The organism is Winogradskyella tangerina, from assembly GCF_003260205.1.
Taxonomy (GTDB): domain Bacteria; phylum Bacteroidota; class Bacteroidia; order Flavobacteriales; family Flavobacteriaceae; genus Winogradskyella; species Winogradskyella tangerina.
Genome location: NZ_QERF01000002.1, coordinates 475705 through 491559, shown reverse-complemented (window position 1 = coordinate 491559; position 15855 = coordinate 475705). Strand labels below are relative to the sequence as shown.

The window sequence follows — 15855 nt, the reverse complement described above, 5'->3', positions numbered from 1 at the left end:
CTAAGGATTAGACCAAAGTAGATTCAAGAATATTCAATTCAATCATGCAGTCTTTCATCATGTTATAGGTGCGTTCTATATCAGCATCTAATCCAATAGAAAACCGAATGAGGCCATCGCTCAATCCCATTTCCATTTGTTCCTCTTCCGGAATTTCAGATGAAGTAGAACTGCCGGGTGCACTAAATAAAGTTTTATAGAATCCTAAACTCACCGCCAGATAGCCCAAGTTGCGTTCTTGCATGAGTTCCATTAGTTCATTAGCTTTTTCTAAAGAACCCACATCGATGGTCATCATACCACCAAATCCATACTTGTCATTCATCATAGATTTGAATAGTTCATGAGAAGGATGCGAAGTTAAACCAGGATATACGGTTTTAAGTCCATCATTTTCAAACTGATTTGCTAAATACATGGCATTATCACTGTGTTGTTGCATTCTTATATGTAGGGTTCTAAGATTTTTTAGCACTGAAGCAGAACGAAGACTATCCATAGTAGAACCTAGTAGCATAGCCGCACCATCGTTGACATTTCGTAATTGGTCTATTAGTTCTTGTGAGCCACAAACAACACCACCTACTGTATCTGAAGATCCATTTATAAATTTTGTTAAACTATGAATAACAACATCTGCACCCAACTTGGCAGGTGAAATCGATAGTGGAGAAAAGGTATTATCTACAACAAGTTTTAGGTTGTGCTTCTTAGCGAGATTAGCTAAACCTTTGATATCGGCTACTTCTAGTAATGGATTGCTTACCGATTCGCAATATAAAACTCTGGTTTTTGATGTGATGGCAGCTTCTACAGTTTCCAACTTAGTGATATCAACAAAAGATGTTTCTATGCCTAATCTTGGCGCGAAGTTTTTCAAAAAGGCATAAGTACCTCCGTAGATTGTTCTGCTGCTCACAATATGCTCGCCAGCTGCGCAAAGCTGCAATAAAACTGGGGTAATTGCACCCATTCCGGATGCCGTTACGGTTGCCGTTTCAGTATCTTCCATAGCTGCTAAGGCTTCTCCTAAATATAAGTTTGAAGGTGAGGAATGACGGGAGTATAAATAACATCCGTCGGCATTACCTTCAAAGGTATCGAACATAGTTTTAGCCGATAAGAACGTATAGGTTGATGAATCTGAGATCGATGGATTCACACCTCCGAATTCTCCGAAATATTGTAAATCCTGAATGCTGTTAGCCGGTTTAAACTTCATGATACATGTATTTTAGATGTATTACAAATTTCAGAAATAATAGACATAAAATCAATATAGAATTGTATTTGAAGAAAATAAAACTATAGATTACATAAATAATAGAAAAATAATCTATATATTAGACAATGGAATACTAAGAACCGAAAATTTATAAATGCTCATGCTAGATCAAATTGATAAAGAGCTATTAAAATTACTTCAGAAGGATTGTAAACAAACCAATAAAGCGCTTTCAAATGCCTTAGGGTTGTCTGTTACTGCAGTTTATGAACGCATTAGAAAGTTAGAAAATAATGGAATAATAAGTAACTATGTAGCCATCTTAGATAAAAAGAAAGTAGATAAGTCGTTTGCTGCTTTTTGCCATGTTAAATTGGTACAACATTCTCAAGATTATGTTATGAAATTTGAACGAGAAGTTCGTAACTTGGATGAAGTTTTAGAATGTTACCATATCAGTGGCGATTATGATTACCTATTAAAAGTACTTGTTGAAGATATGGAAGCGTTTAGAGAGTTTATGGTTAAGAAACTCACAAAAATTGATCACATTGGTAGTACACATAGTATGTTTATGATCAGTGAAGTTAAATGCACAACGGCAATTACCTTATAATATGCAAAGTATTAGATATAGACTTTTTGAGTTCTTTGTCATTTTCATTGTAATTCCAGTAAGCTTTGCACTAACTTTTCCAGTTTGGATAAAACTCGCGATTGGCGTCATCGGTTTTGCCTATGTTGTTTATGTTTTACTTAAGGTTGAGCATAATAAATTCAAACTAAGGGAGCATATTAATTGGACACAGTTTTGGAGACGTACAGCGCTCAAGTTTATTGCTATTGCTGCAATTACTATAGCCTATATGTATTATGCGGATTACGAAAACTTATTTATCGTAATTAAAACAAAACCACAATTATGGGTGATCATTCTAATCATCTATTCGTTTTTCTCGGTTTATCCACAAGAGTTGATCTACAGAACATTCTTTTTTCAACGCTATGAGTCGCTATTTAGAAGTCATGCTTTATTTGTAATAGTCAACGCCGCTATATTTTCATTAGCTCATATTTTCTTTAAGAATACCTTAGTGATGATTTTAACTTTTGCGGGCGGAATTTTATTTGCGTTAACCTTCAAAAAAACGAAGTCTACGCTTTTAGTTTCCATAGAACATGCTGTTTATGGCTGTTGGTTATTTACAGTAGGAATGGGGGAGATGCTCGGTTTTCCGAGTTAAGTATTAATCCTTAACTTAGCAATAAGAAAATTTTGCTATGACTTACAATCAGGTTAAAGATTTATATAAATCTATATTTAAATCTTACGACAAACCTTCCTTAAAAACCCACATCAATCGTATTATTGACCTTGACAATTACCTTCCGTACAGTTCTACATTTTTTTGCATTACCAACACTCAGACCTTGGAGTTTGAATATGTAAGCAAAAATTTTAAAGCGTGCATAGGCCTTGATTCTGAATTACTAGAATCACAAGGAATGCGCTATTTCTGGAGCCGTATTCACCCTGAAGATCTCGAGAAATGGCTCACAGCACTGAACCATTTGATGGAATTTACACTAGGTAACATTAAAGAAGAAGACCGGAATAAAGCCAACTATACTTGGAATTACAGGTTTAAAAATGCAGATGACACCTTTGTAAATATTGTTCAGAATACTACACCATTAGCGTTTGACAGCCTTGGAAAACCAATAATTGGATTAGCACACTATACGGTCTTACACCCTGATCTAAAAATGGATATATCGGCCTCGGCAAAACTATTAAATGATAATGATGAATATGAGACGGTATATTTCAACAATTTCTCACAGAAACTTTTGAGCGATGGAATAAGTAATCGCGAACGCGATGTCATTAGATTATTAGTACTCAATTATAGCAGTAAAGAAATCTCTGAAAAGCTGAATATCAGTCCACATACGGTCGATACCCATCGAAGAAATATCCTGAAAAAATTAAACATATCTTCGACAGGAGAGCTTATAGGTATGCTAAAGATCAATAAGAATTTAATTTAAGCTCCTCTGAATTTACTCAATTTGAGTATTGTGTATGTAAGTAATTTATGGCAATTTTACATTGCTATTAGTCAAATTCTTAGGGAATTATTATCTAAAGTGCCTTCTATAAAAACTTTTGGTTTTTGAGTTGGCACTTTTTTGTACCTAGCTACTATTAAATTCTTCAGATCGGTTCAAAAAACGTAACGCTTCATTGGCTTATCTTTAATCTAAGTCGTAATTTTGTATTTCATTTTGTATTATGATTAGAATTATTTCAATTCTTATATTTTGCATTGGTTTAACTGTACAGGGGCAACAGCATCCTTTTGGCATAAAACTAGGAGGAAACCTTTCTAATTTAGCTGGTGATGGTACTGATGACCTCTCATCTTTAATAAATTTCCAAGCTGGATTTTTTATGGAGATCGAATTGACTAAGGATGTGAAGGTTCAGCCAGAACTACTCTTTTCGGTTTATGGTTTTGAGTTAAGCGAAGGTGATGAAAGGAGTGTAAGATTGAATTATGTTATTCTGCCTGTCATGGTAAAATATTTTATATCGAAGAAATTCAGTTTAGACGCTGGGCCTCAAGTTGGGTTATTGGTTACGGCTAAAAATGGCACAGGCTCAATGGCCGATGTAAAGACTGATTTTTTTGATAGAGATTTTGGAGTAAATGCGGGCTTTAGTTATGCTATTTCAGATAAGGTTGGTGCGTCATTGCGCTATTATTTTGGCTTAACAGATGTGACAGCGGCAGATACTAAAAATCAAAATAGAGCATTTCAATTAGCATTTCAATTTAAAATAAAATAAACATATGAATTCATACGATGTAGCAGTAATAGGTTCTGGTCCTGGTGGTTATGTAGCAGCTATTCGCTGTGCACAATTAGGAATGAAAACAGCAATTATTGAAAAATATTCTACACTCGGTGGAACCTGCTTAAACGTAGGCTGTATTCCAAGTAAGGCTTTATTAAGTTCTTCCCATCATTATGAAGAGGCTACGAAGCATTTTGAAGAACACGGTATAGAAATTCCAGGCGAAATCAAAGTAAATCTTGAAAAGATGATTGCTAGAAAGCAAGCGGTTGTTGATCAAACGACGGGTGGAATAGATTTCTTAATGAAGAAGAATAACATCGATGTATATGAAGGATTGGGGTCATTTAAGGATGCTACTCATATCACTATTGAAGGTAAAGATGCTGGTGAAATTGAAGCAAAAAATATCATAATTGCTACAGGTTCGAAACCTTCTAACTTGCCTTTTATTACCCTGGATAAGGAACGTGTTATTACATCAACAGAAGCATTAAAACTCAAAGAAGTACCGAAGCACTTAATCATTATTGGTGGTGGTGTAATTGGTTTAGAATTAGGTCAGGTGTATCGCAGATTAGGCGCTGAGGTGACCGTTATCGAATATATGGACCGTATTATTCCAACCATGGATGCTGGTTTGTCTAAAGAGTTGAACAAGGTCTTCAAAAAAGCAAAATGCAAAATGATGATGTCGCACAAAGTACAATCTGTTGAGCGAAAAGGTGATGAAGTCATTGTGAAAGCAGAAAACAAAAAAGGTGAGGTTGTAGAATTCAAAGGGGATTATTGTTTAGTCTCTGTTGGTCGTAGACCTTATACAGATGGGTTGAATGCTGAAGCTGCGGGAGTTAAGATCAATGACCGTGGACAGGTTGACGTCAATGAGCATTTACAAACGAATGTGCCTAATATCTATGCCATTGGTGATGTGGTTAAAGGCGCTATGTTAGCGCACAAGGCTGAGGAAGAAGGTGTGTTTGTTGCAGAAACCCTTGCAGGGCAAAAACCACATATCGACTATAATTTGATTCCTGGCGTCGTATATACTTGGCCAGAAGTTGCCGCAGTAGGTAAGACAGAAGAGGAATTAAAAGCCGATAATGTTGAATATAAAGTAGGTCAGTTTCCGTTTAGAGCTTTAGGTAGAGCTAGAGCTAGTGGAGATATTGATGGATTTGTAAAGATATTGGCAGATAAAACTACAGATGAAGTTTTAGGTGTTCATATGATAGGTGCACGCTGCGCAGATCTTATTGCCGAAGCAGTAACTGCGATGGAATTTAGGGCGTCTGCTGAAGATATTTCAAGATATTCTCATGCGCATCCAACTTTTGCTGAAGCAGTAAAAGAAGCGGCTCTGGCTGCTACAGATAACAGACCGTTGCATGTTTAGCATTAATGTTATTTAATAGTTGAAAAGCGAATCTTTATTAAAAGGCTCGCTTTTTTTATTATCGAACGTTCGTGAAATTGATTTCTTGTAAGAGAAAAGATCCTATAGTTCTTGCATAAGATCTACAATGCGTAAGCGCTTAGAATAGTCGTCTTCGTTAACATCGCGCACAAAGCAATAGGCACTGATGTCTTCATTTTTAACCAAATCAGTTAATTCTTCAACCGTATTTGGGCCATATTCTTCAGATTCTGAAATATAATAGAACTCATGCTCGTAAATAACATTACTTACCTTCTTCTTATATTTTTCTTTTAGAAAGGACTGTACATCCTCAACTGAGTTTACATCCTCTTCATAATGCGTCGTATTAATATAGAGGGCAAATTCTTGCTTGTCTTGATGGTTTAAAACCAAAATATCGTCATCTTTAAAATAAGCTTTCACGGTTATGATACCATCTTCAGTTTCAATAGTAAAAATGTTGTGAATGTTTAGAGTCCAGGATGTTTTAATCTTCGCATCTTTTCTTTGGATCTCCAGTATATTATCGTCTCTAAACGTATAGACCGCTTTCTTTTCAGAAATACCGTTAACTAATACCCACTTCTGATTTATGAAATGTGAATCATGATGACGCTCAAAATCGAAAGGCTTGAGATTAGGAATAGTATGATGTAGATAATCCTTCATTAAGCGGTTAATGTTATCAATAGTCAGAGACTATAATAACGATAGATTTGGTTCATTATTGACTTCAAGTTAGAAATTTTTTAGCTGATTTAAAACTTCTTTCTTATAACTTCGACTAATGGGTAGGGCTTTTCGATTAACAGTAACATCTTCATTGTTATACGACTCAATTTTTGAAATTTTCACTATAAATGATCGATGTATTCTTATAAACTGATTTTGAGGTAGTTTTGCCTCAATGGCACTGATGGTTTCTCTGGTAACAATGCTTTCAATTTTTGGTGATGAATGATGGGTTTCGGTATGAATTTTAATATAATCACTGTAGCTTTCTATATATAAAATACTATTGAATTCTACTTTCAGCATTCGACGGTTAGAACGGACAAAAATAAAGTCATTCTGTTCTTGCAATTCTTTGGTGTTAGATTCAATCTGTGCACTGGCATCATAGTAGCGATTAACTGCTTTTAATAGACGTTCAAAAGAAATTGGTTTGAGTAAATAGTCGAGTGCCTGTAGATCGAACCCATCAACAGCATAATCTCTGTAGGCCGTAGTGAAGATTATTTTTATGTCCTTATTGATTGATTTAGCAAATGCAATACCTGAAATCTCGGGCATGTTAATATCTAAGAACACCAAATCAATTTTTGTATTGCTAATGGTATTAAACGCCTCAATTGCATTCTTGCATAAGGCCACTACGTTTACACTTTTAATCTTCGACAGATGTGAAGCGATAATATTTCTTGCCATGGCTTCATCGTCAACAATAATGCATGAGATAGATTTATTCATTGGCTAACGCTTGCTTAATGTTTAATTTGAAATCTACGCTAAAACGATCATCATTATTTGTAATATTGAGCTCATACTGATTCGGATAGATTAATTCTAATCTTTTCTTTATGTTTTCTAATCCAATTCCTGAGGTGTTTTCTGAATGTTTTATTTGTGAATTAGATATTTTAAAGTGAATGTAATTTGAATCAGATAAAATACTGATATTGATCTTTAATATGCCATTTTGAAGCGTACCGTGTTTAAAGCTGTTTTCAACAAATGGAATAAATAACATAGGTGCTATTTCTGTCGTATTTGTGCGTATTTCTCTTGAAAAATTAACATCTAAGGTTTCATTAAATCGAAGCTGCTCTAAACTTATATAGTCTTCTATATGATTTACTTCCTCCATGATGTTTACCGTTGGTTTATCGGCCTGATAAAGCAAATAATCTAAAAGATTTGAAAGTTTTAAGATCATTTCTGGCGTTTCTTCAGCCTTTTGTAATGCAAACCCATACATTGTATTTAATGTATTGAACAAGAAATGTGGATGAATCTGCATTTTTAAATATTTCAATTCTTGTTCTTTTAGTTTGAGTTTGGTAGCCAAAAATTTTGACTCTAACAATGCATTATTTTTTGATTGTAATATGTTGATGTTGAAAAGTTTAAGTGCACTTACTATAATTACAACTAGATAAATACATGTCATAATAAAAAGAGCACTTCTTCCAATAGTATTTACAGTATTAAGCTGAAAGTCACTGAGATAAGCTAATCCAAAAAAAATAGACAGGCAAATTGCAAACACAGAAATGATTAAGGTGTAAACTGCATATATTGAAAATCGTAAATAACGTTTTTTCACTAAGTAATCGGGTATCAATTTATAGATCGAAATGTAGGTAGTGCCAATGGTTACTGGCATCAAAAAAAGTGAAAAATAAAGAGTGCTACTAAAGAGAGAATTACCGACATCAAAAACAGTAGTGTAGAATAAGAGTACTACAAGCCATAGAACTACATGCTGAATTACTTGCTTTAATCTACGTCTCAAAATATTATTCAATGCAAAAGATGATAATTTTACAATAATACTTTAAATTTAATTGTTTCCTGTTTTTTTGAGACGGATAACCAAATTGAGACCCGATTTAACAATTGTGCTAAATCCCTAACAGAATTTGTTATTGGTCGCATTTTATTATTTCAGGTAAGCTTATCAACTACATTTATCATATTAAACATTACATTTAAATTATGATTAGAATTATTATCAGCACAAATCAGTTTTCAGATCGTCTCAACGAAGGAGGGCCAGCCATGTACATCATTTTGATTGCCTTTTTATTATCCATATTCTTTGTAGTTATGGCTTTTATTAATAAATCTAAAAACGGGCACAAATCGAAAAAAATGATCGGCCTTGCGGCAGAATCGAGTTTAATAGCTCTAGTAATTGGGTGCCTTGCTTCTGTAATGGGAATTATCCAGTTATTTGATATGGTAGAAGCTTTGGGCAATGTGAGTCCAGAATTGTTTTCAGGCGGCTTGAAACTGTCCTTACTAACGATCACTTTTGGTCTTTTTTCATTTACAGTAGCTCGTTTAGGTATTTTAGGATATAAATGGAGTTTAAAACCTGATATTGCGAATTAAGAGTGTCAACAACAATATTGAAGCGAACTTAAAAGAGTTCGCTTTTTTTATGTCTGGAAATTAAATTCTGTAATTTTGTAAAAATTCAATAATGGAAGAATTAACACTCACAACACCGGCACTTCTATTCTCGGCAATTTCTCTAATTATGCTCGCTTACACGAATCGTTTCTTAGCCTATGCAGCGGTAATTAGAAACTTAAGTGAGAAGTATCGTGAAAAAAGAGAAACCTCTTTAAAACGACAAATTGATAATCTGAAGCTGCGACTAAATTTAACGAGATGGATGCAGATTTTCGGTATTTCAAGTCTTTTGTTGTGTGTTCTAACCATGTTTTTAATTTATATTGACCAACATACCATGGCAGTATGGATCTTTGGAATTGCCCTATTACTCCTCATTTTATCCCTAGCATTTTTAATTAGAGAGATTCAGATTTCAACGCAGGCCTTAGGACATCATTTAGATGATATGGAAGATTATTTAAAAAAGTAGGATTTTTTTGAAAAATTAGTGACCTTAATGCCATATTTGGGTCTTAAACTAATAACTAACCAAGTTAAAAATAACTAACAACCAATTTGACAACAGACGCAGTTCATAGCCTAACCGATGAAGCGCTTGTAGAGGCCATCGTAAAAACAAACGACACATTGTTGTTTGAGGTGCTCTATGACCGTTATGCGTCAATGGTTTACAACAAATGTTACGGATTTGCCAATGGTGTTGACGAAGCCAAAGATTTAACTCAAGATGTTTTTCTTAGGGTGTTCGTAAAGTTGGCAAGTTTTAAAGGGAAGTCTAAATTTTCAACGTGGTTATATGCATTTACCTATAATCATTGTGTAAATTACGTTACCAGAAACACCGCTAAAAAGATTGAAAAGCAATCTGTAAGTTCAGATTCGATTGAAAATATTGGTGAAGATGTCGATTCTACTCGTGAGTTCGAGAGTATGAGAGTAGAGCAATTAAAACGAGTGATGGAATTAATTTCACCCGATGAAAAAATGATCTTATTACTAAAGTACCAAGACAATTTATCAATTAAGGAATTGTCAGATGCTTTAGATATTGGTGAGAGCGCAGTTAAAATGCGCCTAAAAAGAGCAAAAGAAAAACTTGTACATAAGTACAATAATCTATATACGAAAGATGGAGAATCCATTTAAGCAAATAAATCAGCCATTAAAAGAAGTTCCACCAGAACTGAAAGGTAAAGTCATGCACGATATTGCGATGGCCAAGCTACTGATGGAATTAGCTGAGCTGTTTTCGTATAATCTCGGCTACATTATTGATACAGTAAGTCGAAACAGAGAAAAGTAATACTTAGTAATCCTAACATTAAATTTAAGTATGGAAAAAGTAACAGAATTTAAGGATGTAGCCATGCAATCATTAACCTCAATGTGGCTCGAAATAACCAAAATATTCCCAAATATAATTGGAGCACTTATTGTTTTAGTCGTCGGATGGCTGTTTACAAAACTATTAGTTAAGATTATTAAAAAAGCCTTAAGACTTGCAAAGGCCGACAAATTAGATGATAAGCTTAATGAAATTGAATTAGTAGAAGGCAAAAAACTCAATTTTGATACTATAAAAGTAGTTTCAAGCTTTGTGAAATGGGTAATGTACATTGTCCTAATTATTATGGTATCGGACATCATTGGGTTAGAGATAATTTCTAATCAAATCAGTGAATTACTTGCCTATTTACCGCAGCTATTCGCAGCCTTGATCATTTTTACCTTAGGTCTGCTATTTGCTAATTTTGTAAAGAAAGGTTTGAAGTCGTTTTTTGAATCAATGGATTTATCTGGCGGAAAGATCATAAGCCAAGTGGTGTTCTTTTTAATATTGATTTTCATTTCAATTACGGCCTTAAATCAAGCAGGGATTGATACCACAATCATTACAAGTAACCTCACCATGATTATGGCTGCCTTTTTATTAGCCTTCGCTATAGCTTTTGGCTTTGGTGCACGAGCAGTAGTCTCAAAATTGATGCATACTTTTTATGCCAGAAAGATGTTTGAAGTCGGACAAAAGATTATCTTTAAGGAAGAAGAATATACGGTCGATGAGGTGAAGAGTATCTCCATAATTTTGAAAAACTCAAAAGGTCGAGTATTAGTGCCAATAATTGATCTTATGGATAATCAAGTACAAATGCAGGACCAACTATAAGGTTAGGGTTATAGATTTTATTTAATATAAAATGTGGTCCTGCCGTACTTGAATAATAAAAAAAACCTCTTCATTTTGAAGAGGTTTTTTTATCTGCGTTTTTTATTTCGTTTGTTGAAATTTTTATCGCCACGTGTTTTAGGCTTTTTATATTTTTTTGATATTTCACGGCGGTAAGAACCACCTCGATTTTCTTTTTTGTTCTTATCCTTTTTTTCATGAAAGGCAGGTCCCGGTAAATCGTCTTTTTTACGTTTTATAGGGTTATATCGTTCCTTGATCTGTGGGCGTTCTTCTTCAATTAATTCAGTGGATATCTCAACAGAATCGGGAAGTGCTAACAATTCAATTTTAAATTGCATGAGCGCTTCAATCTTTTGCCGACCTTCTTGCTCTTTCTCCGTTGAAAATAGAATGGCTTGTCCTTTCTTTTCTGCCCTTCCTGTTCTACCAATACGGTGCATGTAATTTTCAGGATAATCTGGAGTGTCAAAATTGATCACATGAGTGATGTCCTCAATATCCAATCCTCTTGCCATAACATCCGTTGCTACCAATAACCGATGTTCGCCTGCTCTAAATTGCTCAATACTTCGAAGCCTGTAGTTTTGGGTCTTATTAGAATGAATTACACAAGATTCACCCGGAAATAATGATTCGAGTGTATCAAAAAGTCGATCGGCCATCTTTTTATGAGCAACAAAAATGAGAACTTTTGAAAATGTTTCGTGGTCATTAAAAAGCTGTTCTAGCAGATTTACTTTTGTGTAAAAATTAGGAACATCGTAACGTTCTTGTTGAATATTTTCTAAAGGCGTTCCAGATACTGCAATCTGTATTTTTTCAGGTCGAATGAAAAAATCTGTGATCAATGCGTCGACATCCTGGGTCATCGTAGCCGAAAACATAATATTCTGTCGACGCTCAGGTAAAATATCGAAGATGTTCATGAGCTGATGTCTAAATCCGAGATCGAGCATAACATCTACTTCATCAATTACTAATTTCTGAATAGATTTTAATTGCAAAACTCGGCTAACTGCCAGATCATACAATCGTCCTGGGGTTGCAACAATAATATCTTGTCCCTGTGCAACGGCTTGCTTCTGCGTGTTAATATTCGTTCCGCCATAAACACCAAGCACTCTGTTATTAATATATTTTGAAAGCTTTTCTATGTCATCCACAACCTGAACTACCAACTCGCGTGTTGGAACTAGAATAAGAACTCTAGGATTATCTTGCCTTGAATACTTAAGGTGGCGCAAAATAGGTAGCATGTAGGCGTAGGTTTTACCCGTTCCAGTTTGTGCAATACCTACCACATCCTTGCCAGAGGCGACAACGTTAAATGCTGCCGACTGAATGGGAGTAGGGTCCTTAAACCCTAAGTCTTCAATAGCATTTTTAAGCGGAGTGTTTAGGTTTAAATCGTTAAAGGTCACTTTAAAGGTTTTAGTTGTAACGGCATTAATAGAACAAATTTAATCTGCATATTCCAACAGTTCACTAATAAGCTCGTCGACGTTACTTTTCCAATTGTCGTCAAATGTATCCCAATATGAAATGGCATCAAACATTTTAATTGGTTTTTCCTGCGAAATCGTATTTATTGGTCCTACAACACCAAGATAGGTATTGCGGTCACCATCAGATTCTTCAGAGTTATAGCTGAATTTTACAACATAAAATTCTTTATTATCCATTTCAATCTTTTTGAAGACATCGATTTGATCTGGAAATTCATCATCCTGATCAGCGTAATTGTATAATGATAATTTCGCAAATTCTTCAGGTTTTAAATATCTTTTATCTACGTCTTTCAACTTATTCAGCCTGTGATAGACCTCAATAATTTCAAACCTAAAATAGTAGTCTTCAATCAATTCTTTAAATTGTTGTTCAGGTATTTTATAACCATTAAATAGTCGTGCAGTTAAAGCCTGAAGTCTCATCCATCGCTTTGATTCTGATTGAAGTAACTCCTTTGAAATACTATCAAAAGATTTGTTGTCACTCTTATAAAAGTTCATCAATTTTAAATACGCAAAAAGGACGCTTTCATAAATGTAATCGACTTCAACATCTTTTTCATTTTCTAAAATAAACGTGTCATAATCGTTCTTTAAATATTTGAAAATTTCATTTTCGTTGGCCTTCACCAAATCCTCAACCTCTAACTCAGACTTGCATAGATCCATAACTACATTTAAGATATCCTTTCGATATTGAGGGTACTGAATTAAGCCCATCAGCTTATCGAAATTGTTAACCGCGTACTGCAATGAATCCTGAAATGGTGAGAGTAAACTATAGTGGTAAGCGTCTCTGTTAGTTGGAGGATCGCTGAACAATAATTGATTATAGAACTCTAGGTTATCGGACGACTTTAACTGAGGGATGGCCACCAAGATCGATGATTTGAGATCATCTGAAATATCACCTTCTTTATAATACTCTGCCATTACCTTAATTGACGAAGGATCTTCGCTATAAACAAACTCATCTATAAGTGCTTCCTTTATCAACTCATTTCTTTCCTTTGGAAATTTGTACTTTAAAACGTTGTGCAATAAGGGTAGTTCCTCCTTATCAAATTCATAATAATTAAATGCCTCTAATGCCGATTGGTATGTTAAAGAATCTTTAGATTTAAGATCCTTGATGATGAGTTTCGCCTTCGAACTAAAAATATCAATATCATTTGCTGGAGGACTCATTCTAACGGAATTAAAAACCTCATTAATAAGGTCACTATTGGCTTCTTCATCACTCACAATTGCACGTGCAATTTGTATTCTATTGTTGTTAAGCCAAATGCGCGATATGGTCTGCGATTTAACGTTAAATGAATTCTTATTTTTTACAGAAAACTGAACAACAGAATCTCCCTTAACTGCAAAAACACGTTCTTTTACGATACTGTCATTATACTCCAGATCTGCTTTTTTATATTCTTCTAAAAAGGCTTTATAAGATTTTATTCTGAAGTACTTTTTAATATTACTATAACCATATTGATATACACCACCAGATTTAGGATTTACGGACGTATAGTCGTTAGAATCTTCTACTTGTGTTTTGTCGTAGCCGGTAGTATCGACACTTTCAGTAGTGTTTTCAAACCATTTGATCTTGAAGCTTTCATTAGAAGAAGTATAGTCTTTAAGTTCGGGCTTGGCATATGGCAATAATTTGAAACTGTCAAAGAAAGGGTCATCTGGACTAATCTTTTCGTTTACAGCTAGTTTTTGCTGTAATAGGAGATAGGTTCTATTACCTCTAAAATAAACTCTTGCCACTGAGTGGTATTTGTCATTTAGGCTTAATTCGTATTCGCGTCCTTCCATGTCTTCGAGGTAAATTACCTTAGGTTCAGAGAGTAAAGTTGACTTCTGAGTTAAGGTATTTTTCATTTCGTCGAATGCCGCCTCGGGTTCGTTCATGTAATAACCAAGTGGTTGGTCGTTATACCGGAATAAATAGTTGTTTCTCTCTTTAGTATTTGTAGCCAAATACAGATTGAGAAAATAAGGGTCATCATCAGGATTGATAGGATTTGGATATTCTCTCGATAAGTCCTGAGGTTCTACAGGAATTTCTATTCTAAATGCGCCTTCTTCACTTTTAAACTCGCGCCAGCCCAGATCGTCACTTTTCTTTTTAACGCCATTAATAACAATAGAATTTAAATATCGTTTTATATAATCTTCGTCAATTTGATCAGCCGATGTTTCTGCAGAGAAATAATAGAATAGGTTGTTTTTAACAATGTACTTCGATTTTATAAGAATGTCACCAGGCAGCCGGCCTGTAACATCGTAACCTGCATAATTTTGATACTTGATCTGCTTTTGATCTAGGATTTCACCTGAACGCTTCTCATTTATATTTTCTATCATTTTATTCAATAAAGCATCCTGATCGTCTTCATGCAGATCGTATCCCAAATCAATTGCCATGAATAAATAATTAGTATTTGTAGAGGTATCACCATAACCATGCACGGTAAACTTGCCAGAATTCTCCTCTAAATTAGGCCTTGCTGGAATTTCTACATAATACCCCATCTCATTATCAATATAGCTATGCCATTCTCCCTTAGAAGGATCAATCTTGTAGGTGTCGGCTACACCTGTGAATTCTGCATCTACTGCCGAAACTTTATAACCTTCATTTTGTAGTAATTCAATAACATTATCATTTCCAACGAGATGAGCTGCTCCAACCCCAGCAAAAATGCTTCCCGTCTTCATGTATTTTATTATGCTACTGGCCATTTGTTTATTTCGAGAAGTCATGTCACTATAAATGCCATCACTATAATTTTGTTCTACAAATTCTTTGATCTTATTTAGGTTTCCTGTTGCATATATTTCGGTCATAATTTCTTTCACCTGCTTTATGCTATCAAGACTCATGTTCAAATTATAACGAACCTCCTTGATCTTCTTTTCATCTTCTTGACGGTCAAAGAAGCTTATTTGCTCATCTATATTTTCAAGACCCACAATTTCTTTGTCCATAGTTCGTGCATGTCCCAAAAGATACATGTCGACAAAAGTAGATTTGTCGTCTTCCTTATTAAAATCAGGGATAAGCATTGTTAAGACTAATTGTGGACTCATGATACCCGAATCTTCAAGAGATATGTCATTGACTTCTTCAAAACGCTCTGATAGCCGCAGGTAATCCTCTGGCGAAAGCAGTCCTTTGAAATAGTCATTTGCAGAGACATCGTACTTCTGTCGCGCAAAGGCCACCATGAGGGAATCAGGATTAACTTCTAAGGCAAAGTATTTTGTACTTTCTATAGCCGGAAGTACAGCATCACTGAAATTAAATACCCTAGCATCATCAATATGCATGGTGCCAAATAAATAGGAAGGTGCATCTGAAGATGGACCTTCTATTTTCCAAAGAAGTTGATACTCATTTTCGGTCTGGCCATTTACGGTTATGGACAGAAAGATCGAAAAACAAAAAAAGTAAATTAGATTAACGGTTCTGAATAGTGGGCTTATCATTTTATAGCA

Annotated in this window: 16 protein-coding genes; 10 read left to right on the top strand and 6 right to left on the bottom strand. The window is 34.7% G+C overall.

Going from position 1 to position 15855, the window contains the following annotated elements:
- Positions 1 to 7 precede the first annotated feature (7 nt).
- Positions 8 to 1222, bottom strand: a complete 1215-nt coding sequence (locus DDY94_RS04935; RefSeq protein WP_111682928.1) for an aminotransferase class I/II-fold pyridoxal phosphate-dependent enzyme — start codon at positions 1220 to 1222, stop codon at positions 8 to 10.
- Positions 1223 to 1385: 163 nt separating this feature from the next.
- On the opposite strand from DDY94_RS04935, the gene DDY94_RS04930 reads away from it, so the two are divergent.
- From DDY94_RS04930 to lpdA, 5 genes are all read left to right on the top strand, one after another.
- Positions 1386 to 1841, top strand: a complete 456-nt coding sequence (locus DDY94_RS04930) for an Lrp/AsnC family transcriptional regulator (protein WP_111683050.1) — start codon at positions 1386 to 1388, stop codon at positions 1839 to 1841.
- Position 1842: 1 nt separating this feature from the next.
- The gene (locus tag DDY94_RS04925) at positions 1843 to 2469 is read left to right on the top strand and encodes a CPBP family intramembrane glutamic endopeptidase (protein ID WP_111682927.1); all 627 of its coding nucleotides are present in this window, start codon (positions 1843 to 1845) and stop codon (positions 2467 to 2469) included.
- Positions 2470 to 2506: 37 nt separating this feature from the next.
- On the top strand, positions 2507 to 3277 hold the full coding sequence (locus tag DDY94_RS04920) for a LuxR C-terminal-related transcriptional regulator (protein WP_111682926.1): 771 nt from the start codon (positions 2507 to 2509) through the stop codon (positions 3275 to 3277).
- Between the two features lie 244 nt (positions 3278 to 3521).
- Positions 3522 to 4079: a porin family protein gene (locus DDY94_RS04915; RefSeq protein WP_111682925.1), complete on the top strand. Its 558-nt coding sequence runs from the start codon at positions 3522 to 3524 to the stop codon at positions 4077 to 4079.
- Between the two features lie 4 nt (positions 4080 to 4083).
- Entirely contained in the window at positions 4084 to 5484 is a 1401-nt protein-coding gene (gene lpdA / locus DDY94_RS04910; RefSeq protein ID WP_111682924.1) for a dihydrolipoyl dehydrogenase, read from the top strand.
- A gap of 102 nt (positions 5485 to 5586) precedes the next feature.
- On the opposite strand, the gene DDY94_RS04905 is transcribed toward lpdA, so the two are convergent.
- The 3 genes from DDY94_RS04905 to DDY94_RS04895 all read right to left on the bottom strand — a co-directional run bounded on the left by DDY94_RS04905 (position 5587) and on the right by DDY94_RS04895 (position 7894).
- Positions 5587 to 6177 (bottom strand): hypothetical protein, encoded by a 591-nt coding sequence (locus DDY94_RS04905; protein WP_111682923.1) that lies wholly within the window; start codon positions 6175 to 6177, stop codon positions 5587 to 5589.
- Between the two features lie 69 nt (positions 6178 to 6246).
- Positions 6247 to 6978: a LytR/AlgR family response regulator transcription factor gene (locus DDY94_RS04900; RefSeq protein ID WP_111682922.1), complete on the bottom strand. Its 732-nt coding sequence runs from the start codon at positions 6976 to 6978 to the stop codon at positions 6247 to 6249.
- The gene (locus tag DDY94_RS04895; RefSeq protein ID WP_232817818.1) at positions 6971 to 7894 is read right to left on the bottom strand and encodes a sensor histidine kinase; all 924 of its coding nucleotides are present in this window, start codon (positions 7892 to 7894) and stop codon (positions 6971 to 6973) included. Before DDY94_RS04895 ends, DDY94_RS04900 begins: the two co-directional genes overlap by 8 nt.
- Positions 7895 to 8226: 332 nt before the next feature.
- Here DDY94_RS04895 and DDY94_RS04890 point away from each other — a divergent pair, with 332 nt between their 5' ends.
- From DDY94_RS04890 to DDY94_RS04875, 5 genes are all read left to right on the top strand, one after another.
- A complete protein-coding gene (locus DDY94_RS04890) occupies positions 8227 to 8625 on the top strand; it encodes a hypothetical protein (RefSeq protein WP_111682920.1) in 399 nt (132 codons plus the stop codon).
- 91 nt (positions 8626 to 8716) lie between these two features.
- Positions 8717 to 9121: a DUF2721 domain-containing protein gene (locus tag DDY94_RS04885; protein ID WP_111682919.1), complete on the top strand. Its 405-nt coding sequence runs from the start codon at positions 8717 to 8719 to the stop codon at positions 9119 to 9121.
- Between the two features lie 86 nt (positions 9122 to 9207).
- Positions 9208 to 9798 (top strand): RNA polymerase sigma factor, encoded by a 591-nt coding sequence (locus DDY94_RS04880; protein ID WP_111682918.1) that lies wholly within the window; start codon positions 9208 to 9210, stop codon positions 9796 to 9798.
- A complete protein-coding gene (locus DDY94_RS16205) occupies positions 9782 to 9955 on the top strand; it encodes a hypothetical protein (RefSeq protein ID WP_198658913.1) in 174 nt (57 codons plus the stop codon). Before DDY94_RS04880 ends, DDY94_RS16205 begins: the two co-directional genes overlap by 17 nt.
- A gap of 30 nt (positions 9956 to 9985) precedes the next feature.
- Positions 9986 to 10819 (top strand): mechanosensitive ion channel family protein, encoded by an 834-nt coding sequence (locus DDY94_RS04875; protein ID WP_111682917.1) that lies wholly within the window; start codon positions 9986 to 9988, stop codon positions 10817 to 10819.
- 89 nt (positions 10820 to 10908) lie between these two features.
- On the opposite strand, the gene DDY94_RS04870 is transcribed toward DDY94_RS04875, so the two are convergent.
- Both DDY94_RS04870 and DDY94_RS04865 read right to left on the bottom strand, forming a co-directional pair.
- Positions 10909 to 12264, bottom strand: a complete 1356-nt coding sequence (locus DDY94_RS04870; RefSeq protein ID WP_111682916.1) for a DEAD/DEAH box helicase — start codon at positions 12262 to 12264, stop codon at positions 10909 to 10911.
- 39 nt (positions 12265 to 12303) lie between these two features.
- Positions 12304 to 15846, bottom strand: a complete 3543-nt coding sequence (locus DDY94_RS04865; RefSeq protein WP_111682915.1) for a TraB/GumN family protein — start codon at positions 15844 to 15846, stop codon at positions 12304 to 12306.
- Positions 15847 to 15855: the final 9 nt, after the last annotated feature.